Genomic DNA, 18,028 nt, shown 5'->3' on the forward strand with positions numbered 1-18,028 from the left:
TCGATCAGCTCACCGGCGTGAACCCGGGCGCGAAGCTCGCCGCCGGGTTCCGGATCCGCGCTCGGTGGGCGGAAGGTCGCCGATCACCCGGCGGCACAGCCGGGTGAGCGTCTCGCGCAGCTCGTCGTCGGAGAGGTGGTCCAGCCGGCGGTTCACCACGCCGAGATCGCTGATGAGCCAGTACGCGGCCCGCTCGTCGACCGTGGGGTCCGGCCCGAACATCAGCTCCAGGCCGCGGTGGCTCAGCTCGTCGAGCTCGCGGCTGATCCGCTCGTGGCGGCGCACGATCGGGTCGTGCCGGCTCATGGGCGCGAGCGTCCGGTAGGCGGTCACGACCTGGTCGACCCACGTCGTGATCAGGTAGTCGACGCGTTCGGCGCGGTCGGTGATGCGCTCGGCCGCCTGGAGCCGCTCGGTGAGCGCCGCCACCGTGGGGGCGAGCAGCTCTTCGAGGATCGCGATCTTCGTGCGGAAGTAGTAGTAGACGTTGGCCTTCGTGACGCCCATGGTGTCGGCGATGGTCTGCAGCGAGGTGGCGTCGAAGCCGTGTTCCAGGAACAGGCTCCGCGACGTGTCGAGCACTGCCTGCCTGGTCCGCTCGGCCTGAGCCGCCCTGGTCGCCGCCATGCGGTCATGCTAACCGCACCCGGGTCGCGGAATCGGCGTAGCGTGTTCGTTAGCCGATCGGCTAACGAACACGCGAGCGAGGAGCGCCGGATGCCGGGGAGAGTGCTGAAGTGGGGCGGGGTCGCGGTCGCGACGCTGGTCGTGGGGCTGGCGGCGACCTACGTCATCGCGGGGGCGACGCGGGCGACGCTCGACGAGCCCGCCCGCGCGGAACTGCTGCGCGACGGGAAGGCCGAGCACTTCGTGCCGACGTCGCAAGGGGTGCTGAACGTTCGCCTCTCGGGGCCCGAGAAGGGGCCCGTCGTCCTGCTCGTGCACGGCGGCGCGGTCGGCGGCCAGGGCTTCGCCGCGTGGCGGAAACCCTTGGCGGACGCGGGTTTCCGGGTCGTGGTGCCGGATCTGCTCGGCTACGGCTATTCGGAGCGCCCGGACGTGCCGTACACGCGGGAGTTCTACACGCGCCAGCTGCGTGAGCTGCTGGACGGCCTCGGGATGACCGCCCCGGTCCACGTCATCGGTGCGTCGCTGGGCGGGGCGATCGCGACCGCGTTCACCGCGGCCCACCCCGAACGGGTGGCCTCGCTCGCGCTCATGGCGCCGAGCGGCGGCGGGCGGTCCGACGTCGTCGCGCCGGTGCTGACGTGGCCGGTGCTCGGCGACTGGATCTTCCGCGTCGCCGGGCCGGCGCAGGTGCGGAGCATGATCGCCGACGCCTACCCGCCCGGCACCGCGCGGGACGAGATGGTCGCGTGGATGGCCGAGCAGACCCGCTTCGGCGGGATCGCCGAAGGCATCCTCAACACCGTCCGCAACTACGACTCGACCTGGCAGCCGGACGTCTACCAGGCGGTCGGGCGCTCCGGCATCCCGGTCTTCGCCGCCTGGGGCACCGCGGACGTCGTCAACCCGTATGCGCAGTCGGCGCAGGTGAAGCAGTGGATTCCCCGGCTGGAGCTGTTCACCCTGCCGGGGCAGGGGCACGCCATCACCTACGGGCAGGCGGCCGCGGTCCTCGAACGGGTCGTGCCGTTCCTGCGCGGGGCAGGGGCGTGATGCTAAGCTGATTTCGTTAGCCAATCGGCTAACGAAATGGAGGAGGGCAGCATGGCGGAAACGGTGCTGGTGACCGGCGGGACCGGCTACGTGGCCGGCTGGTGCGTCGCGGAGCTGCTCGGCCGCGGCTACGACGTGCGGGCGACCGTGCGTGACGCGAGTCGCGGCGACCGCGTCCGGCGCGCGGTCGCGACGGTGTCGGACCGGGCGGACCACCTCGAGTTCGCCGTCGCCGACCTGACCGCCGACGACGGCTGGAAGGCCGCGATGGACGGCTGCGACTACGTCCTGCACGTGGCCTCACCGCTCGGCGCGGACGGGGACGAGGAGCAGGCGCTGCTGATCCCGGCCCGCGACGGCACGGTGCGCGTACTGCGCGCCGCGGCCGCGGCCGGTGTCCGCCGGGTGGTCATGACGTCGGCGGCGAACACCGCCAGCCCGGCCTCCTACCGCTCCGAAGGGGTCACCGACGAGACACTGTGGACGGACCTCGCCACCCCGAAGCTTCCCGCCTACCGGCGGTCCAAGACCGCGGCCGAGCTGGCGGCGTGGGAGTTCATGGATTCGTATGAGGGGCCGATGACGCTCGCCACGGTCCTGCCGGGCGCGGTGTTCGGGCCGCTGCTCTCGCCCGACACGCTCGGGTCGGTGCGGATCATCGCGCGGATGCTGTCCGGGGCGATGCCGGGCACGCCGCGCATCGGCCTGGAGGTCGTCGACGTCCGGGACCTCGCCGACGTCCACGTCCGGGCCATGACCGCCCCCGAGGCCGCCGGGCAGCGCTTCCTCGCGACCGGCGAATTCCTGTGGATGCACGACATCGCGGTCATCCTGCGCGAAGGCCTCGGCGACGCGGGGGAGAAGGTGCCCACCCGGCAGCTGCCGAACTTCGCCGTCCGCACCGCCGCGCTGTTCGACAAGTCCCTGCGCGACGTGATGCCAGGTCTCGGCCGCCGCAACCGCCACAGCACCGCGAAGGCGAAGCGCCTGCTGGACTGGACGCCCCGCCCGGCGGCGGCCAGCGTCCTCGACTGCGCGCGCAGCCTCCTCGACCACGACGTCGTGGCCTCCTGAATCAGCCCGCACGCGCTCACCCGGCCATAGGAGCCGGTCGTTCAGGTCGTGGAGCGGAACACGTGGTCGCCCGAACCCACCTGGAAGGCGGCATACCCGTCCCGCACCCCCTCGAACCGGGCGCCCGGGGGAGCCTGGACGGCCCGGCCGTCCCGCGCCGGGATGAAGATCTCGGCCGTCGCTCCGGCCGGCACGCCGGCGCGCAGGGTGAACCGGCCCTGGTCGCGGGTCCAGGCCGAGCTCACCCGGCCGAGCGGCGAGTCGACGTACGCGGACGCGTTCGTGAGCGCACCGACCGGGTAGGGCCGGATCCTGATCGCCGTGTAGCCGGGCGCGGCCGGCTGGATCCCGGCGACGCGCTGGTACAGCCAGTCGTCGATGGTGCCGAGGAAGGCGTGGTCGTGCGATCGTGATGTGGCGGCCCACTCCTCCCACATCGTCGTGGCCCCGAGCTCCTGGAACCAGTAGCCCCAGCCGGGGTAGGCCGGGTTGGTCGCCACCTGGTAGGCGAGGTCGCCGTAGCCCGCGTCGGTGAGTGCCGGGAGGATGAGCTTCGTGCCCAGCGCGCCGGTGTTCAGGTGGACGCCGCGCGACCGGATGTCCTGGACGAGGCGGGCTACGACGGCCGGGCGGTCCGCCGCGGGCACGATGCCGAGGCTCAGCGGCAGCAGGTTGGACGTCTGGCGGTACCCGGCCGCGCGGTCGTCGAAGTAGGCGCCGGCCGCCTTGTCGAAGAACGTCGTGTTGAGGGCGTTCGCGATCGTGCCCGCCAGGGTGTCGAAGTGCGCGGCATCGGCGCCGTGGCCCAATGCGCGCGCGATCCCGGCCATGGTCGTGGCGGTCTTGTGGAGGTAGGCGGTGCCGGAGAGCCGGGTGCCCTCCGGCGGGTTCGCCGCGCCGGGTGCGAGCCAGTCGCCGTAGCTGAATCCCGTGTAGATGTTGCCGGTCTTGGCGATGTCGCGTTCGTAGAAGGCGAGCCACGCCTTCATCGCGTCGTAGTTCTCCGCGAGCGCGCGCGTGTCACCGTAGTACCAGTACAGGTCCCAGGCGATCAGGACGAAGCTCGCCGACCACACCGGGTCGGTGACCTTCTTGCCGCCCACCGTCGCGGGCACGGTCTGGCCGACCGATCCGTCCGGGTTCTGGTCGTCCCGGTGGTCGCGCAGCCAGTTCTCGTAGAAGTCCTGCATGTCGTAGCTGGCGATGGCGGAGTCGGCGGACAGGAAGGCGTCCGCGGTGTAAGGCCGCTTCTCGTACATCGGGGTGTCCGTCGGCACCGAGTGCAGGTTGTTGAGGATCGTGTTCGCCTGCGCGTCGTGGTAGCGGTTGAACAGGTCGCTCGAGCTGGTGAACGCGCCGGTCTTGGCGACCGCGGTGTGGACGCGCTGCGCGGTCACCGAATCGACGGTGACGCCTTCGGGTGCGGTGACCTGGACGTACTGGAAGCCGGCGTAGGAGTAGCTGGGCGTGAACGTCTCCGGCCCGCCGCCCTTCAGGATGAACGCGTACTTCTGCAGCTGCATCCCGAAACCGCCGACGTTGTCGACGGTGCCGTCGGCTTTCAGCTTCTCGCCGTAGGTGATCGTCACGGTGGCGCCGGCCGGTCCGCGCACGGCGACACCGGCCCAGCCCGCGGTCGGGGAGCCGTAGTCGCGCACCGTCGTCCCGGGGGCGGGGGTGGTCACCTTGGTGGCCGGGAGCGTGCCGGTCACCTTGATCGGCGGGAACGACTGTGCCCGGAGCGCACCCGCGGGCGCCGGGACGACGCGGGCGGGGCGCCAGCCGGAGTCGTCGAACCCGGTGTCGTTCCAGCCCGGCTGCGCGAGCCGGGCGTCGTATGTTTCGCCGAACCACAGCGATTCCGAAGTGGTGGGACCGTCGGCGAGCGACCAGCTCCCGTCGCTGACGACGCGCCCGCTCGTGCCGTCCGCATAGGTGATGTCGAGCTCGAGCTTCAGCTTCGGCTCACTGTGCCACGGCGAGCTCAGCCACTCGTCGGGGTTGGTCATCGCGTAGTAGCCGCGTCCCAGGCTCACGCCGATCGCGTTGTCGCCGGACCGCAGTGCCTGGGTCACGTCGTAGGTCGCGTAGAGGTCCGTCTTGTCGTAGACCGTGAACGCGGGGTCGAGCTCGTGGTCGCCGACCCGCCGGCCGTTGAGGTAGAGCTTGTAGTAGCCGAGCCCGGCGATGTAGGCACGGGCGGACCGGATCTGCTTCTTCGCCGTGAAGTCCTTGCGCAGCAACGGTTCCGGTGGTGTCGTCGCCGAGACGGAGTTTCCCCAGGGGCCCGACCCGTAGGCGGCGGCCACCAGCGACGACGGCCACGCCGAGTCGTCGAAGTCCGGTTGCTGCCACCCCGGGGTGTCCGTGTCGGACGACTTCCAGGCGGTGTCGGTGACGATGTCGATCGGGTTGGCGTCCGCTGTCTCGATGTGCAGCTTGCCGACGAGCCCCGACGGCCCGGGCTGGGCGTTGGCGGCCTGGATCGCGAGGACGTTGCGCCCGGGACGCAGTTCGGCCGTGAGGTCGACGTCGACGGCCGTTCGCCACGAGTCGGCGACCTGGGGCGAGCCGGCGACCTGCTTTCCGTTGACGTGGAGGACGAAGCTGTCGTCGGCGGTCAGCTGGAAGTGGGCCGCCGTGACGCGGGCGCCGGCGGGCAGGTCGACCGTCCGCCGGAAGTACCGCGTGCCGACCGGCGCGGAGTCCGCCGGATTTCCCTGGGGGTACCAGATCCAGCTCGCGCCTTGCAGCGAGGTGGTGACCGGCTCCGCGCGCGCTCCGATCCAGTCGCCCTGGAAGTCTTTGCCGTCCAGGAAAGCGGTCTCGAACCACGCGGCTTCGCTCCACGCCGACGCCCGCTGATCGGCGTCCCAGACGCGGACCCGCCACGAGTACCGGGTCCGCGGGCGCAGGGCGGCTCCGGCGTACTCGACGTCGAACGACTTCGCCGACGAAACCCGGCCGCTGTCCCACACATCGCCCGCCCGGCCCGGCGCCGAGGACACCTGCACCTGGTAAGCCGACTGCCGGCCACCGGCCAGGTCCGGGTTCAGCGTCCAGCCGAGCCTGGGCTTGGCGACGTCGATGCCGAGCGGATCCTCCTGGTGCTCGACCGTCAGTGACCCGGCTCGCAGATCCCGCGCCCCGGCGACGATGCCCGGGTCGGCCAGCACCGGCGCTGTCCCGACGACGGGCATGGCCAGCATGACCACCAGTGCGGCCGAGAGTCCCGTCATCCGCGATCTCATCGCACTGTCCTCCGTCGTCGCAGGGAGTGGCCGCGACCTTGAATCGTTTCAACCCGCCGCGATGGAGAAACGATATAGCGCTTCTCCGGAAGAGACAACGGTGCGGGGTCAGGGGTGCGTGCGCCCGGACGCGAGGATGCCGCGGATCAGGATGTCCACCGACCAGGCGAACCGCTCGTCCCCGGTGCCGGACATGATGTCCTCCCGGGCCGCGTGCACGCGGGGGTACTCGTCCGCCGACACCCGGTTGATCGCCTGCGTGACCGGGCTGTCCGGCGCGGCGGGGTCCAGGCCGTAGGCGTGTCCCGCCGCGGCCGCGGCCATCGACATCGTCAGCATGTCGATGGCCCACGCGGCGGTCGCCGGCTCGACGCCGGGCTCGGCCAGGATCTCGAGGAGGGCTTCGGCGATGCGCAGCGCGTTGGGTCCGACGGCGACCGTCTGGAAGGCCAGCTGGGCGAGGGTGGGGCTCTTCGCCAGAACCTCCGCGTAGGAACGAAGAAGCCGTTCGAGGCGGCCGCGCCACGGTTCGCCGGCCTCGCCGACGGTGACCTCGTCCAGTGCGTGGTCGAGGACCAGCGCCTGCAGCTCGCTCAGGTCGTCGACGTAGGCGTAGAGCGAAGCCGGGCCCGTGTCGAGCGCCGTGGCGATCTTGCGCAGGCTCATTCCGCCGCCGTCCCGCGAAATCTGGCGCAGTGCCTCCGCGACGATCGCGTCGCGGCTCAGCGGGGGCTTCGCCGGCCGGTTGCGGCGGCTCGCCACGTGCGATTCGCGGAAAGGGTCGCGGGACGGCATCGGCCGACGGTATTCGTCACGAACACCGTTCGTCAAATCGGGGTCGATTCCTTGACGAACGGTGTTCTAGACGAATACCGTTCGTCAGTGTTGTTCCGGACGAGAGAGAGGACGGAACCCATGCCGACACCCAGCATCGCGATCGTCGGCGCAGGCCTGAGCGGACTGGTCTGCGCGCGAATCCTCCAGCGCGGCGGGAGGGCCGTCACCGTCTACGAAGCGGACGCCACGGCGGCCGCCCGCCAGCAGGGCGGCTCGCTCGACATCCACGCCGACACCGGGCAGGTCGCGCTCGCCGAGGCCGGCCTGCTCGAGGCGTTCCGCGAACGCACGCACGCCGGCGGGGAAGCCGTCCGCGTGCTCGACAAGAACGCCCGGGTCCACGTCGACCACCCGGAGCCGCCCGGCGGCCGCGGCCGGCCGGAGATCGACCGGAAAGCCTTGCGGCAGCTGCTCATCGACTCGCTCGAGCCGGGCACCGTCGCCTGGGGACGCAAGGTCGTCGCCACGCGGCCGGGGCACGAACTGGAGTTCGCCGACGGCACCACGGTGTCCGCCGATCTGGTCGTCGGAGCCGACGGCGCGTGGTCGAAGATCCGGGCCCTGCTGACGCCGGGCAAGCCCGCGTACACCGGGATCACCATCGTCGAGATCCGCCTCTCCGACGCGGCCACCGCGCACCCGGACGCGCTCGCCCTGACCGGCCGGGGCAGCCTTTTCGCGCTCTCGGACGGCAAGTACCTCGGCGGGCACGGCGGGGACACCATCGCCCTCGGCTGCGGCTTCCGCGTCCCCGAAGACTGGGTCTCCGCCGGCGGGATCGACTGGGAGTCCCCGGCCGCGGCCCGCGAGGCGCTGCTGAGCCGGTTCACCGATTGGGACCCGTCCCTGACCGGGCTGATCCGCGACTGCGACGACACGATCTGGCCGCGCCCGATCCACGCCCTGCCGATCGGGCTCACCTGGGACCGGGTCCCCGGGGTGACGGTCGTCGGCGACGCGGCGCACCTGATGTCGCCGTTCGCCGGCGAAGGGGCCAACCTCGCGCTGATCGACGGAGCCGATCTCGCCCGGGCGATCCTGGGCCACGACGACCTCGACACCGCACTCGCGGTCTACGAGAAGACGATGTTCCCCCGGGCGGCCAAGTCCGCGGCCGCGTCGCAAAAGGGCCTCGACCTGATGTTCGCCGACCGCCCGCCGCGGAAGATCATCTGGTTCTTCCGGACCATGGGCCTCGTTTCGCGGCTGACCCGGCCGTTCGAGCGCGTGTTCGCGGCGGGGAGCCGCACGAAATGAAGGAGCGTCCGATGGACGGAAACCTGGCACTGGGCGCCGTCGAACTGACGGTCGCCGACCTCGGCCGCAGCGTGGAGTACTACACGCGCGACATCGGCCTGCGCCTGCTCGACCGCGGCGAAGACGGTGCCCGGCTGGGCGTGCCCGAGCGTGCGTTCGTCGTCTTGCGCGAGCGCCCCGGGGCGGGGCCGCCGCCGTCGTCGGGCAGCGGCCTCAGCCACTTCGCGCCGCAAGTGCCCACCGCGGCGGACCTGGCCCGGTTCGTCCGGCACTACACGGCCCGGCACACCGAATTCCAGCTGACGGATCACGTCGTCGCGCGCTCGTGTTACGTCGTGGACCCGGACGGTCACTGCGTCGAAGTCACCTCCGCCCGGCCGCGGGAGGAGTGGCGCTGGCAGGACGGCCGGCCGGTGCTCGTCGCCGATCCCTTGGCCATGACGGACTTCTCCGGCGAACCCGGCTGGGAACTGCCGTTCGAGGGCCTTCCGGCGGGCACCGAGCTGGGGCACGTCCAGCTCAAGGTGACCGACCCGGAGCTGGCGGCCACGGAGCCGTTCTACTGCGACCTGCTCGGCTTCGCCGTCGAGGGCCGCCTGGGAACCATGTTCCTCGCGGTCGGGGTCGTCGAGCACCGCGCGCTGCTGGTCTTCACCAACCGGTTCAGCCCGGCCGGGGGTGAGCCCGCGCCCGAGGACAGTGCCCACCTCGTCGGCGTCGATCTGGTGCTCCCCGAGGCAGCCGACGTGCGCGAGCTGGCCGGCCGGCTCTCCGCGGCGGGCTACCCGCACGAGCTTGCGGCGGACGTGCTGCGGGTGCGGGACCCGTCGGGAAACCTGCTGCGGTTCACCGGGGGCGGCCTCTTGCCAGTTCTTTGACACCTGTCTATAAAGTTCAGGTGAGCATCGACACGACCGACGGGCGCGAACTCCGCGCTGTGCGTTCGCGCGCGGCGCTGTTCGCGGCCGCGGTCGAGCTGGTGTCCGGGCGCGGCAGCGCGAACGTCCCGGTCACCGACCTCGCCGAGGCCGCCGGGGTCAGCCGGCAGCTCGTCTACCTGCACTTCGCCGACCGGGACGCGCTGCTGGTCGCGGCGGCGATCGACCTCGCCCGGCGGGAACTGGTGTTCGGCGAGGAGTCGGGCCGGGCCGCCGTGCTCGCCACGGCCCGGCACTTCGCCGCCCACCGCGCGTTCTACCGCGCCCTGCTCACCGGCCCGTGCGCCTTCGCGCTGACCACCGCCCTGACCGACCTGCTCGCGCCGGGCAACCGCCAGGTGATCCGGGCGCTCTTCGGTGACCAGGTGCCCGCCGCGACGGCGGACGACCTCGCGGTGTTCGTCACCGGCGGCGCCGGCGCGCTGATCAACGCCTGGCTTCTCAGCGACGAAGACCCCCTCGATCCCGAAAAGCTGACCGACCGCCTCGTCCGGCTCATGCACACCTTCGGCGGACTTCCGGAAGGGGACCGGTGACCCACCCCGAACTCGCGATGGATCTGGTGGCACGGCTGGAAGTCCTGATTTCCGAACCGATCGACGCGGGAGTGACACCGACCGGGCACCGCCGGGTCATCCCGATCACCGGCGGCACCGTCACCGGCCCGCGGATCACCGGAGAAGTGCTCGGCATCGGCGCGGACTGGAGTGTCGTGCGGGGTGACGGCGTCGCCGCGGTGACGGCGAAGTACCTGATCCGCACCGACGACGGCGTCGTGCTCACGGTGACCAACACCGGCGCCTTCACCGCGCAGGGCATCGTCACGACGCCGCGCATCGAAGCGCCCGAAGGCCCGTACTCCTGGCTCAACGACGCCGTTCTCGTCGGCACGCTCATCCCCATGCTGGAGGGCGCCCGGCCGCTCGGGGTTTCGCTCGAGTTCCACCAGATCCGCGTGAAGTGAGGTCGCCCGTGTCGATCCTGTCGAAGCCGTTCGTCGCCGACGGCGTGGCCCGCCTGATGGGGGCGGCCGCCGCCCGCGCGATCAAGCCGCGGCCGCTGTTCCCCGAGATTCCCGCCCGTACCACGGAAATCACGGTGCCGACCCGGCACGGGCCGATGCCCGCCACCCTCTACCGCCCGCGGAAGGGTGCCCAGGGTGTGTACGTCAACGCCCACGGCGGCGGGTTCGTGGTGGGCGGCCCGATCGGGGACGACCCGCTGTGCCGGTACCTCGCCGAGCACGCCGGGGTGTTCGTGGTCAACGTCGACTACGCGCTCGCGCCGGCACGGCGGTTTCCCGTGCCGTGCGAACAGGTCTTCGACGCGCTGACGTGGGCGGCCGCGCCCGAGCGCGAGTGGGAGGGCGCGCGGCTCTGCGTCGGCGGGCAGAGTGCCGGCGGCTCACTGGCGGCCGCGGCGTCCCGGCTCGCGCTGCGCGAGGGCGGGCCGGAGATCGCGTTGCAGGTGCTGCACTATCCGCCGCTCGACCTGGTCACCCCGGCCGCGGCCAAACCCGCGTCGCCGGGCGTCGTGATCCGGCCGTGGATGGGGGAGGTCTTCGACACCGCCTACATCCCCGACGCCGCCCGCCGCACGGACCCGCTGGCGTCCCCGGCGTGGGGGAGCAACGGTGACGGCTTGGCGGGGATCGCGCCCGCGCTGGTGATCACCTGCGAGCACGACCGGCTGCGCGCCGAAGCCGTCACCTACGCCGGCAAGCTCGCGGAGGCCGGTGCGCTGGTGGAGCACTACGACATCCGGGGCGTCGACCACGGGTACGACCTCATGAGCGGAGAACCCGAGCTGGTCCGGCGGGTGTACGCGTTCCTGGCCCTGCACGTCGAACGCGCGGTGAGCGGGTGACGGCGCGTCAGCGCCAGGGCATGTGCTGCAGGCACCAGGTGTTGCCGTCCGGGTCGGCGAAGTAGGCGTAGAGCACGCCGCCCATGTCTTCGACGGGGCCGACCTCGACCCCGCGCTCGACGAGCTGGGCGCGCGCCTGCTCGATGTCGGCGACCACCAGGTGCAGCCCGCGCATCGCGCCCGGCGGCAGGGCGAGGGGCTGGACGCCCTCGGTGAGGGAGATCGAGCAGGCCGAGCCGGGCGGGGTGAGCTGCACGATGCGGACGCCCTCGGCCGGGCGGACGTCGACGTCGAGGGCGAAGCCGGCCTGGTCCCGGTAGAAGGCGATGGCCCGGTCGAGGTCCGCGACCGGCACCGGGACGAGTTCGAGCAGGAACGCGCCCGGGGGCACGGGCGGGTTCCCGGGCGCGTTGATGACCTCGGAGGCGTCGGGGATCTTGGTGGCGGGGTCGGTCATGAGTGGTCTCGTTTCTCGTGGTCGAGCAGGGAACTGAGGCGGTCGTAGGATTCGCCGGCACCGCGTCGCATCGGGGTGCGCACGACCTGGTCGCGGATTTCCGCCGACGGGTACCGCACGGCGACGGTCATGGTGGTGTGGCCACCGGTCTCGGCCAGGACGGTGGTGACGAGCGCGGCGCCTTCGGGCCAGCCGCGGTGGATCTCGGTCTGCACGAGCCGCGCGGGCGGCTCGACTTCGCGGAATTCGCCGTACATCTCCATTTCCGCGCCGCCGGGCCCGTGGGAGACGAACCGCCAGGCGCCCCCGGGCCGCAGGTCGACTTCGCAGCCGGCCAGGCGCCAGCCGCGGGCGCCGTGCCAGCGCCGCAACAGTTCGGGCTGCGTGAGGGCGGCGAAGACGAGGTCGGCGGGAGCGGCGAAGGACCGGGTGAGCACGAGCCCGGTGTCGCCCGCTTCGGTGACCTGGAGTCCCGGGCTCCGGAGCGGGGGCGTCACGGTTGCAGGTCCTTCAGGAGGTCGTCGAGCTGCCGGTAGCTGGCTTCCCAGTAGTCCCGGTAGCCGGCCAGCCAGGCGGTGGCGGCTTTCAGCGGTTCGGCCACCAGGTGACACGGCCGCCGCTGGGCGTCCCGGCCGCGTTTCACCAGCCCGGCACGCTCGAGCACCCGGAGGTGTTTCGACACGGCGGGCTGGCTCATCGCGAAGGGGGCGGCGAGTTCGGTGACGGTGGCGTCGCCGGTCGCGAGCCGGGCGAGGATGGCCCGCCGGGTGGGGTCCGCGAGTGCTGCGAAGGTCGCGTCCAGGGTGGTGCTCGTGCCCATTGATAACCTTTCGGTTTTGTAACCGATTGGTTTATATAGGCTGTTCAGAGCGGTGTCAAGCGGTGTGTCCAACGGGCTGGGGTTTCGCGCGCCCCCTTCATCGTCTATCGTCGATGACCGATGGAAGGAGCTGCCGTGCTGAGCCGGGATGCCGCCCAGATCTACGCCGGATGGTTTCGCGCGCTCGCCGACCCGACGCGCGTGCAGATCGTCAACCTGCTCGCCGAGGCCGGCGGGCCGATGACGGTGGGGGAGGTCGTCGAGCAGGTCAGCGTCGGGCAGTCCACCGTCTCCGCGCACCTGAAAATCCTGGCCGGCGTCGGGTTCGTGCTCGTCGAGCCACGCGGGACCGCCCGGCTCTACCGGGTCAACCAGGAGTGCGTCTCGTGCTTCCCGAGCGCGGCCGACGTCGTCATGGGCCGGGGTGTCCGGCCGTTCGCCGAAGCCGAAGAGGTGGCCGGATGAACCCCGACCGTGATGCGGTCCGTGACCGGTACGCCACTGCCGCCCAGCGAGCCCTGGCCGGCGAGGGAACCGGCATGCTCACCGGCGACGGAGACGCCGACCGCCTGGGCGCGGTCCACTACCTCGACTCGGAACTCCCCGCCGAGGTGACCGCGACCAGCCTCGGCTGTGGCAACCCTCTCGCCGTCGCCGAGCTGAAGTCTGGTGAGACCGTGCTCGATCTCGGGTCCGGCGGCGGGCTGGACGTCCTGCTGTCCGCGCGCCGCGTCGGGCCGGACGGGCGGGCGATCGGCCTGGACATGACCGACGACATGCTCGCCCTCGCCCGCCGGCACGCCGAGCGGGCCGGCGTGACCAACGTCGAGTTCGTCAAGGGCACCATCGAGCAGATTCCGCTGCCGGACGCCTCGGTCGACGTCGTCATCTCCAACTGCGTCATCGCGCTCTCGCCCGACAAGCCCGCCGTGTTCGCCGGGATCGCCCGCGTCCTGCGCGCCGGTGGGCGCCTCGGTGTCACCGACATCCTGGCCGACGACACGCTCACCGACGCCGAACGCGCGGCGCGGGCCGGTGCGGTCGAGTGCCTCGGCGGCGCGCTTACCGCGGAGCGCTACCGGACCCTGCTGCTCGAAGCCGGGCTTGCCGATGTCGAGATCGAACTGACCCACGAGGTCGGCGACAAGCTCCACTCCGCGATTATCCGCGCCACCAAACCGATCCCGGTCGTGGCGATGACGTCCGAGCACGCGGGCCAAGTGCTGGCGATCTACCAGGCCGGGCTCGACACCGGGCAGGCGAGCTTCGAGATCGTCGCGCCCGACTGGAAGACCTGGGATGCTGCCCATCTTCCGGACCATCGGCTGGTCGCCCTCGATCCGGCGGGGCGGGTGCTCGGCTGGGCCGCGATCACCGCTGTGTCCTCGCGGTGCGTCTACGAAGGCGTTGTCGAGCACAGCGTGTACGTCGAAGCCGAGGCTCGTGGCCGCGGAGTCGGGCAGGCTCTGCTGGCGGCGTTGATCGCCTCGACCGAGAAGGCGGGTATCTGGACGATCCAGAGCGGCGTGTTCCCGGAGAACACCGCCAGCCGGGCACTCCATCGCCGAGCCGGGTTCCGGGAGATCGGCGTGCGGGAACGGGTGGGCCGGCATCACGGTGCCTGGCGCGATGTCGTCATGATCGAGCGGCGCAGCATCTGCGTCGGCACGTAGGGGAGTGGAGCCGGTGCGCCCCTCGATTGCGCACCGGCGTCCGTCCTCAGTTGCAGCAGCCCTCGGGCTTGGCGGCGTCGCTCGTGCAGCACGTCGCCGGGGTGACCAGCGCGGCGCTGTCGGTGCCGTAGGTCGTCGAGTCGCCCTTGACCGTGTAGACCTCCCAGGGCTCCTTGCCGGGTCCGTGCACCCACACCTTGTCCTGCACCGCGTAGCAGCACGTCGTGTCGTCCTCGGTGAGCGTCTCGAGGCCTTCGCCGGTGAGTCGCTGGGTGGCCGCGTTGACCTGGTCGGTCGACTCGACCTCCACGCCGAGGTGGTCCATCACCGTCTCCTGGCCGGGTTCGCCTTCGAGCAGGACCAGCTTCAACGCGGGCTCCTCGACGGCGAAGTTCGCGTAGCCCGGCCGGAGCTTGGCCGGTTCGGTGCCGAAGAGCTTGGAGTAGAAGTCGATCGAGCCCTTGAGGTCGCCGACCCGCAGCGCCAGTTGCACCCTGGACATCCTTGCCGCCTCCTTGAATAGATGACTGTCTAACCAGACGAACTTAGATTGCTCTCTATATACAAGTCTGTCAATATAGAGGCATGTCGAAGCAACTGCCGCTCGTCGCGATGGACGCCTGCTGCGCGCCCCTGGCCCGGGAGCCGCTGACGCAGGACCAGGCGGTCGAGCTGTCGCACCTGTTCAAGGCGATGGCGGACCCGGTTCGGCTGCGGCTGCTGTCGCTGATCGCCTCCCACGCGGGCGGCGAGGCGTGCGTCTGCGACCTGACGGACGCGTTCGACCTGACCGGTCCGACCATCTCCCATCACCTGAAGGTCCTGCGCGAGTCCGGGCTGATCACCGGCGACCGGCGCGGCACCTGGATCTACTACCGCGTGCACCCTGAGGTGCTGACGCGGCTGTCGGCGGTGCTGACCACCACCGGCGAAGCAGTCACGGCGTGACCGCCGTCGATGCTGGGACGGCACCCCGTCTGTCCATGATGGACAAGCTGCTGCCGGTCTGGATCGCGGTCGCCATGGTCGCCGGACTGCTGGCCGGCCGCTCGATTCCCGGCCTGAACACCGCACTCTCCGCGGTCCGGATCGACGGGATTTCGCTCCCGATCGCGCTCGGGCTGCTGGTGATGATGTACCCGGTGCTGGCGAAGGTCCGCTACGACCGCCTCGGCACCGTCACCCGGGACCGGCGGCTGTTGTGGCCGTCGCTGGTGCTGAACTGGGTCGTCGGACCGGCGTTGATGTTCGCCCTCGCGCGGCTGTTGCTGCCGGACCTGCCGGAGTATCGGACCGGGCTGATCATCGTCGGCCTTGCTCGGTGCATCGCCATGGTGATCATCTGGAACGACCTCGCCTGCGGCGATCGTGAAGCCGCCGCCGTGCTGGTCGCGCTGAACTCGGTGTTCCAGGTCGTCGCGTTCGGGCTGTTGGGCTGGTTCTACCTCTCGGTCCTGCCGGGCTGGCTCGGTCTCCCGCAAGCCGACCTGGCGGTGTCCGGGTGGCAGATCGCGAAGAGTGTGCTGATCTTCCTCGGCATCCCGTTGGTCGCCGGGTACCTGACCCGGCGCTTCGGCGAACGTGCTCGAGGCCGGGATTGGTACGAGACGCGGTTCCTGCCGAAGATCGGCCCGGTCGCGCTCTACGGCCTGTTGTTCACGATCGTGATTCTCTTTGCCCTGCAAGGAGAACAGATCACCGCGCGACCGCTGGACGTGGTCCGGATCGCCGTGCCGCTGTTGGTCTACTTCGGACTGATGTGGGCCGGTTCCTACGCGTTCGGCAAAGCCGTCGGCCTGTCCTACGAACGGACGACGACGCTCGCGTTCACTGCTGCGGGCAACAACTTCGAGCTGGCCATCGCCGTGGCCATCGCGACCTTCGGGGCCACGAGCGGGCAGGCACTCGCCGGGGTCGTCGGGCCGCTGATCGAAGTGCCCGTGCTCGTCGCCCTCGTGTACGTTTCCCTCGCGCTGCGGCGCCGCTTCGCCGGGAGTTCTCGATGACTCGCAAGCCCGAGGTTCTCTTTGTCTGCGTGCACAACGCCGGCCGTTCTCAGATGGCCGCAGCGCTGCTGGCCCACCACGCCCACGGCGCGGTCGACGTCCGCTCGGCCGGCTCCGCGCCGGCCGACAGCATCAACCCCGCCGTCCGCGAGGCGATGACCGAGATCGGCCTAGATCTCTCCCAGGAGGTCCCGAAGAAGCTGACGACGGACGCGGTCGAGGCCGCCGACGTCGTGATCACCATGGGCTGCGGCGACGCCTGCCCGATCTTCCCCGGCAAGCGCTATCTGGACTGGCAGCTCGACGACCCCGCGGGCAAGGGCATCGAGGCCGTCCGGCCGATCCGGGACGAGATCGATCGCCGGGTGCGGGAGCTGCTCGCCGAGCTGCTGGCCGCGCAGGCGTGAACCGGGCGTCACCTCGCCGAGGGGCAGTCGTGCTGTCCCGCCTGCGGGAGCTGCTGGCCGCGCAGGCGTGAAGCGGACGCGGCCTCACCGATCGTCAGCCGTGCTGTCCCCGAGCGTGGTCCAGCACCGCCCGCGGGTCACCAGGAGAGGCCTCGCCGCGCCACGCGATGTACCCATCGGGCCGCACCAAGACATACCGGGCCGCGTAAAGACCGTGCAGGTCCGGCCGGTTGAGCCGGTACCGGGTCAACGGCACGCCGGCCTCCGCCGCGGCGGGTTCCCATTCCGGTGCCGGCGGTGCCGCGATCTCCAGGAGCGTGAAGCCGGGGCCGAGCTCGTCCTGGAGTGACCGGTTCCGGCTGAGCCACTGGTGCGGCAGCCGGTTGCCCGGGGCACCGGACGGCCGGTACTCCGTCCCGGTGGACGCCGGCGCGGGGCCGTCGTCGGGGAGGACGATCGGCGAGCCCGAGTACGCGGTGCCGAGCACGAAACCCACGGTGTACATCTCGGCGGTCTTGGCCTGCCGGATCAGCTCCGCCGTCTTGGCGCGCAGGGCCCGGCCGTCCGGTCCGTCGCCGTCCAGGCCCGGCACGGCGAGCTCTCCGGTCAGCACCCGCATGTTCCGCTCGGCCTCGGCGATCGCGCGCCGGGCGATGGGACGGCGTTCGGTCTCGTAGGAGTCGAGCAGGCCGTCGCCGGCCCACCCGCGCAGCGCGGCCGTGAGCTTCCAGCCGAGGTCGGCGGCGTCCCCGATGCCCGTGTTGGCACCGAATCCGCCCCACGGCGGGTTCTGGTGGGCGGCGTCGCCGGCGAGGAAACAGCGGCCCTCCCGGTAGCGGTCGGCCACCAGCATCCGGGCGGTCCAGGGATCGGTCGCGGTGACGGTGATGGGCTCTTCGGCGCCGATCATGCGGTGGACCGCCCGCTCGTACCACGCGGCGTCGGCGTCTTCGCGGGCGTTGATGATGATGGCCCACCACAGGTCTTCGGTGGTCAGCATGCCCATCAGGCCGTTGACTTCGGGGTTGACGACCCAGTACTGCACGGCGCGGCCCAGCCGGTGGCGGGCGGACAGCCCCGGCGCGTCGAAGATCACCTGCACGTTCCGGATTTCGTGGCTCCGCCCGGTCAGCGGGATGTCGCAGGCCCGCCGCACGGCGCTGCGGGCACCGTCGGCGCCGACCAGGTAGCGGCCCCGCACGACGCGCTCCCGGCCCGCGTCGTCCGTCGCGGTGGCGGTGACGCCGGTGGCGTCCTGTTCGAGGCCGGTCAGGGTCCAACCCCAGCGCGCGCTGACCGTCTCGCGCCGCGTGAGGGTGTCGCGCAAGGCCTCTTCGACGTGGTTCTGCGCGCACCACAGCGCGGGTTCGGCCAGGTCCGGTCGCTGGACGTCGCTGAGGGCGAAGACGCCGTCGAAGCGTTCCAGCCGATGCCCGGTGAGCGCGGTGCAGAAGACCGCCGAGTCCGACCACCCGAAGGGCAGGCGCGCGTTGCCGCGGACGGCGTCGGCGATGCCCAGGCGCCGGAAGATCTCCATCGAGCGGGGATTCATCTGCTTGCACCGCGGGGAAGCGAGGCTCGGCTCCGGCCGCGGTTCGAGCAGGACGCAGCCGATCCCGCGGGAGCCGAGTTCGTGGGCGAGGGTCAGCCCGACCGGGCCGCCGCCGGCGATGACGACCTCGGTGGTCTCCACGTGCTCGGTGCTGCTCGTCATGGCGAGGCTCCCCGCGGGTCGGCGTGATCGTCATCGCGCAGGGTACGT

20 protein-coding genes are annotated in these 18,028 nt (G+C 71.4%); 12 read left to right on the top strand and 8 right to left on the bottom strand.

From position 1 onward, the window contains the following. Positions 1-9: 9 nt before the first annotated feature. Positions 10-627: a TetR/AcrR family transcriptional regulator gene (locus QQ657_RS01080; protein WP_284740095.1), complete on the bottom strand. Its 618-nt coding sequence runs from the start codon at positions 625-627 to the stop codon at positions 10-12. Between the two features lie 90 nt (positions 628-717). Between QQ657_RS01080 and QQ657_RS01085 the strand changes: the two genes are divergently transcribed. Then, positions 718-1,680, top strand: a complete 963-nt coding sequence (locus tag QQ657_RS01085; RefSeq protein WP_284740096.1) for an alpha/beta fold hydrolase — start codon at positions 718-720, stop codon at positions 1,678-1,680. A 51-nt stretch (positions 1,681-1,731) separates the two neighbouring features. Beyond that, a complete protein-coding gene (locus tag QQ657_RS01090) occupies positions 1,732-2,754 on the top strand; it encodes an NAD-dependent epimerase/dehydratase family protein (RefSeq protein WP_284740097.1) in 1,023 nt (340 codons plus the stop codon). A gap of 41 nt (positions 2,755-2,795) precedes the next feature. On the opposite strand, the gene QQ657_RS01095 is transcribed toward QQ657_RS01090, so the two are convergent. Beyond that, positions 2,796-5,993 (bottom strand): family 78 glycoside hydrolase catalytic domain, encoded by a 3,198-nt coding sequence (locus tag QQ657_RS01095; protein WP_284740098.1) that lies wholly within the window; start codon positions 5,991-5,993, stop codon positions 2,796-2,798. Between the two features lie 120 nt (positions 5,994-6,113). After that, positions 6,114-6,800, bottom strand: coding sequence for a TetR/AcrR family transcriptional regulator (locus QQ657_RS01100; protein ID WP_284740099.1), 687 nt, complete (start codon positions 6,798-6,800; stop codon positions 6,114-6,116). Positions 6,801-6,920: 120 nt separating this feature from the next. On the opposite strand from QQ657_RS01100, the gene QQ657_RS01105 reads away from it, so the two are divergent. Genes QQ657_RS01105 through QQ657_RS01125 form a run of 5 tightly spaced genes read left to right on the top strand, consistent with a single transcriptional unit; the run spans position 6,921 to position 10,903 of the window. Continuing rightward, on the top strand, positions 6,921-8,099 hold the full coding sequence (locus tag QQ657_RS01105; protein ID WP_284740100.1) for an FAD-dependent oxidoreductase: 1,179 nt from the start codon (positions 6,921-6,923) through the stop codon (positions 8,097-8,099). Positions 8,100-8,110: 11 nt separating this feature from the next. Beyond that, a complete protein-coding gene (locus QQ657_RS01110) occupies positions 8,111-8,977 on the top strand; it encodes a VOC family protein (protein WP_284740101.1) in 867 nt (288 codons plus the stop codon). A 20-nt stretch (positions 8,978-8,997) separates the two neighbouring features. Continuing rightward, positions 8,998-9,573 (top strand): TetR/AcrR family transcriptional regulator, encoded by a 576-nt coding sequence (locus tag QQ657_RS01115; RefSeq protein ID WP_284740102.1) that lies wholly within the window; start codon positions 8,998-9,000, stop codon positions 9,571-9,573. Further along, a complete protein-coding gene (locus QQ657_RS01120; RefSeq protein WP_284740103.1) occupies positions 9,570-10,001 on the top strand; it encodes a DUF3237 family protein in 432 nt (143 codons plus the stop codon). The genes QQ657_RS01115 and QQ657_RS01120 overlap by 4 nt, the downstream gene beginning before the upstream one ends. 8 nt (positions 10,002-10,009) lie before the next feature. Continuing rightward, the gene (locus QQ657_RS01125; protein WP_284740104.1) at positions 10,010-10,903 is read left to right on the top strand and encodes an alpha/beta hydrolase fold domain-containing protein; all 894 of its coding nucleotides are present in this window, start codon (positions 10,010-10,012) and stop codon (positions 10,901-10,903) included. A 7-nt stretch (positions 10,904-10,910) separates the two neighbouring features. Here the strand turns inward: QQ657_RS01125 and QQ657_RS01130 are convergent, their stop codons facing one another. The 3 genes from QQ657_RS01130 to QQ657_RS01140 are packed head-to-tail and all read right to left on the bottom strand — an operon-like array spanning position 10,911 to position 12,180. Then, positions 10,911-11,360 (bottom strand): VOC family protein, encoded by a 450-nt coding sequence (locus tag QQ657_RS01130; protein WP_284740105.1) that lies wholly within the window; start codon positions 11,358-11,360, stop codon positions 10,911-10,913. After that, positions 11,357-11,857, bottom strand: coding sequence for an SRPBCC family protein (locus tag QQ657_RS01135; protein WP_284740106.1), 501 nt, complete (start codon positions 11,855-11,857; stop codon positions 11,357-11,359). Before QQ657_RS01135 ends, QQ657_RS01130 begins: the two co-directional genes overlap by 4 nt. After that, complete coding sequence (locus QQ657_RS01140; RefSeq protein ID WP_284740107.1) at positions 11,854-12,180, bottom strand: ArsR/SmtB family transcription factor; 327 nt, start codon at positions 12,178-12,180, stop codon at positions 11,854-11,856. Before QQ657_RS01140 ends, QQ657_RS01135 begins: the two co-directional genes overlap by 4 nt. A 135-nt stretch (positions 12,181-12,315) precedes the next feature. Here QQ657_RS01140 and QQ657_RS01145 point away from each other — a divergent pair, with 135 nt between their 5' ends. Both QQ657_RS01145 and QQ657_RS01150 read left to right on the top strand, forming a co-directional pair. Then, positions 12,316-12,645 carry an ArsR/SmtB family transcription factor gene (locus QQ657_RS01145; RefSeq protein ID WP_284740108.1) on the top strand — a complete coding sequence of 110 codons (330 nt, stop codon included), beginning with the start codon at positions 12,316-12,318 and terminating at the stop codon, positions 12,643-12,645. Next, positions 12,642-13,853, top strand: coding sequence for a GNAT family N-acetyltransferase (locus QQ657_RS01150; protein WP_284740109.1), 1,212 nt, complete (start codon positions 12,642-12,644; stop codon positions 13,851-13,853). Before QQ657_RS01145 ends, QQ657_RS01150 begins: the two co-directional genes overlap by 4 nt. Before the next feature lie 46 nt (positions 13,854-13,899). Here QQ657_RS01150 and QQ657_RS01155 read toward each other — a convergent pair whose 3' ends face one another. Then, positions 13,900-14,355 (bottom strand): ArsI/CadI family heavy metal resistance metalloenzyme, encoded by a 456-nt coding sequence (locus QQ657_RS01155; protein WP_284740110.1) that lies wholly within the window; start codon positions 14,353-14,355, stop codon positions 13,900-13,902. Positions 14,356-14,438: 83 nt separating this feature from the next. Here QQ657_RS01155 and QQ657_RS01160 point away from each other — a divergent pair, with 83 nt between their 5' ends. The 3 genes from QQ657_RS01160 to QQ657_RS01170 are packed head-to-tail and all read left to right on the top strand — an operon-like array spanning position 14,439 to position 16,266. Further along, a complete protein-coding gene (locus QQ657_RS01160; RefSeq protein WP_284740111.1) occupies positions 14,439-14,801 on the top strand; it encodes an ArsR/SmtB family transcription factor in 363 nt (120 codons plus the stop codon). Positions 14,802-14,836: 35 nt separating this feature from the next. After that, a complete protein-coding gene (gene arsB, locus QQ657_RS01165; RefSeq protein ID WP_284740427.1) occupies positions 14,837-15,859 on the top strand; it encodes an ACR3 family arsenite efflux transporter in 1,023 nt (340 codons plus the stop codon). Then, positions 15,856-16,266 carry an arsenate reductase ArsC gene (locus QQ657_RS01170; protein WP_284740112.1) on the top strand — a complete coding sequence of 137 codons (411 nt, stop codon included), beginning with the start codon at positions 15,856-15,858 and terminating at the stop codon, positions 16,264-16,266. The genes arsB and QQ657_RS01170 overlap by 4 nt, the downstream gene beginning before the upstream one ends. 94 nt (positions 16,267-16,360) lie before the next feature. Here QQ657_RS01170 and QQ657_RS01175 read toward each other — a convergent pair whose 3' ends face one another. Then, positions 16,361-17,980 (bottom strand): FAD-dependent monooxygenase, encoded by a 1,620-nt coding sequence (locus QQ657_RS01175; RefSeq protein ID WP_284740113.1) that lies wholly within the window; start codon positions 17,978-17,980, stop codon positions 16,361-16,363. Positions 17,981-18,028 lie beyond the last annotated feature (48 nt).

It is taken from the genome of Amycolatopsis ponsaeliensis, from assembly GCF_030182635.1.
Lineage (GTDB): Bacteria > Actinomycetota > Actinomycetes > Mycobacteriales > Pseudonocardiaceae > Amycolatopsis > Amycolatopsis ponsaeliensis.

Bases quoted from the DNA above. Each gene is read 5' to 3' on its own strand.
- QQ657_RS01080 (WP_284740095.1), bottom strand. From the start codon at position 627: ATGGCGGCGACCAGGGCGGCTCAGGCCGAGCGGACCAGGCAGGCAGTG.
- QQ657_RS01085 (WP_284740096.1), top strand. From the start codon at position 718: ATGCCGGGGAGAGTGCTGAAGTGGGGCGGGGTCGCGGTCGCGACGCTG.
- QQ657_RS01090 (WP_284740097.1), top strand. From the start codon at position 1,732: ATGGCGGAAACGGTGCTGGTGACCGGCGGGACCGGCTACGTGGCCGGC.
- QQ657_RS01095 (WP_284740098.1), bottom strand. From the start codon at position 5,993: ATGACGGGACTCTCGGCCGCACTGGTGGTCATGCTGGCCATGCCCGTC.
- QQ657_RS01100 (WP_284740099.1), bottom strand. From the start codon at position 6,800: ATGCCGTCCCGCGACCCTTTCCGCGAATCGCACGTGGCGAGCCGCCGC.
- QQ657_RS01105 (WP_284740100.1), top strand. From the start codon at position 6,921: ATGCCGACACCCAGCATCGCGATCGTCGGCGCAGGCCTGAGCGGACTG.
- QQ657_RS01110 (WP_284740101.1), top strand. From the start codon at position 8,111: ATGGACGGAAACCTGGCACTGGGCGCCGTCGAACTGACGGTCGCCGAC.
- QQ657_RS01130 (WP_284740105.1), bottom strand. From the start codon at position 11,360: ATGACCGACCCCGCCACCAAGATCCCCGACGCCTCCGAGGTCATCAAC.
- QQ657_RS01140 (WP_284740107.1), bottom strand. From the start codon at position 12,180: ATGGGCACGAGCACCACCCTGGACGCGACCTTCGCAGCACTCGCGGAC.
- QQ657_RS01150 (WP_284740109.1), top strand. From the start codon at position 12,642: ATGAACCCCGACCGTGATGCGGTCCGTGACCGGTACGCCACTGCCGCC.
- QQ657_RS01155 (WP_284740110.1), bottom strand. From the start codon at position 14,355: ATGTCCAGGGTGCAACTGGCGCTGCGGGTCGGCGACCTCAAGGGCTCG.
- QQ657_RS01160 (WP_284740111.1), top strand. From the start codon at position 14,439: ATGTCGAAGCAACTGCCGCTCGTCGCGATGGACGCCTGCTGCGCGCCC.
- arsB (WP_284740427.1), top strand. From the start codon at position 14,837: ATGATGGACAAGCTGCTGCCGGTCTGGATCGCGGTCGCCATGGTCGCC.
- QQ657_RS01170 (WP_284740112.1), top strand. From the start codon at position 15,856: ATGACTCGCAAGCCCGAGGTTCTCTTTGTCTGCGTGCACAACGCCGGC.
- QQ657_RS01175 (WP_284740113.1), bottom strand. From the start codon at position 17,980: ATGACGAGCAGCACCGAGCACGTGGAGACCACCGAGGTCGTCATCGCC.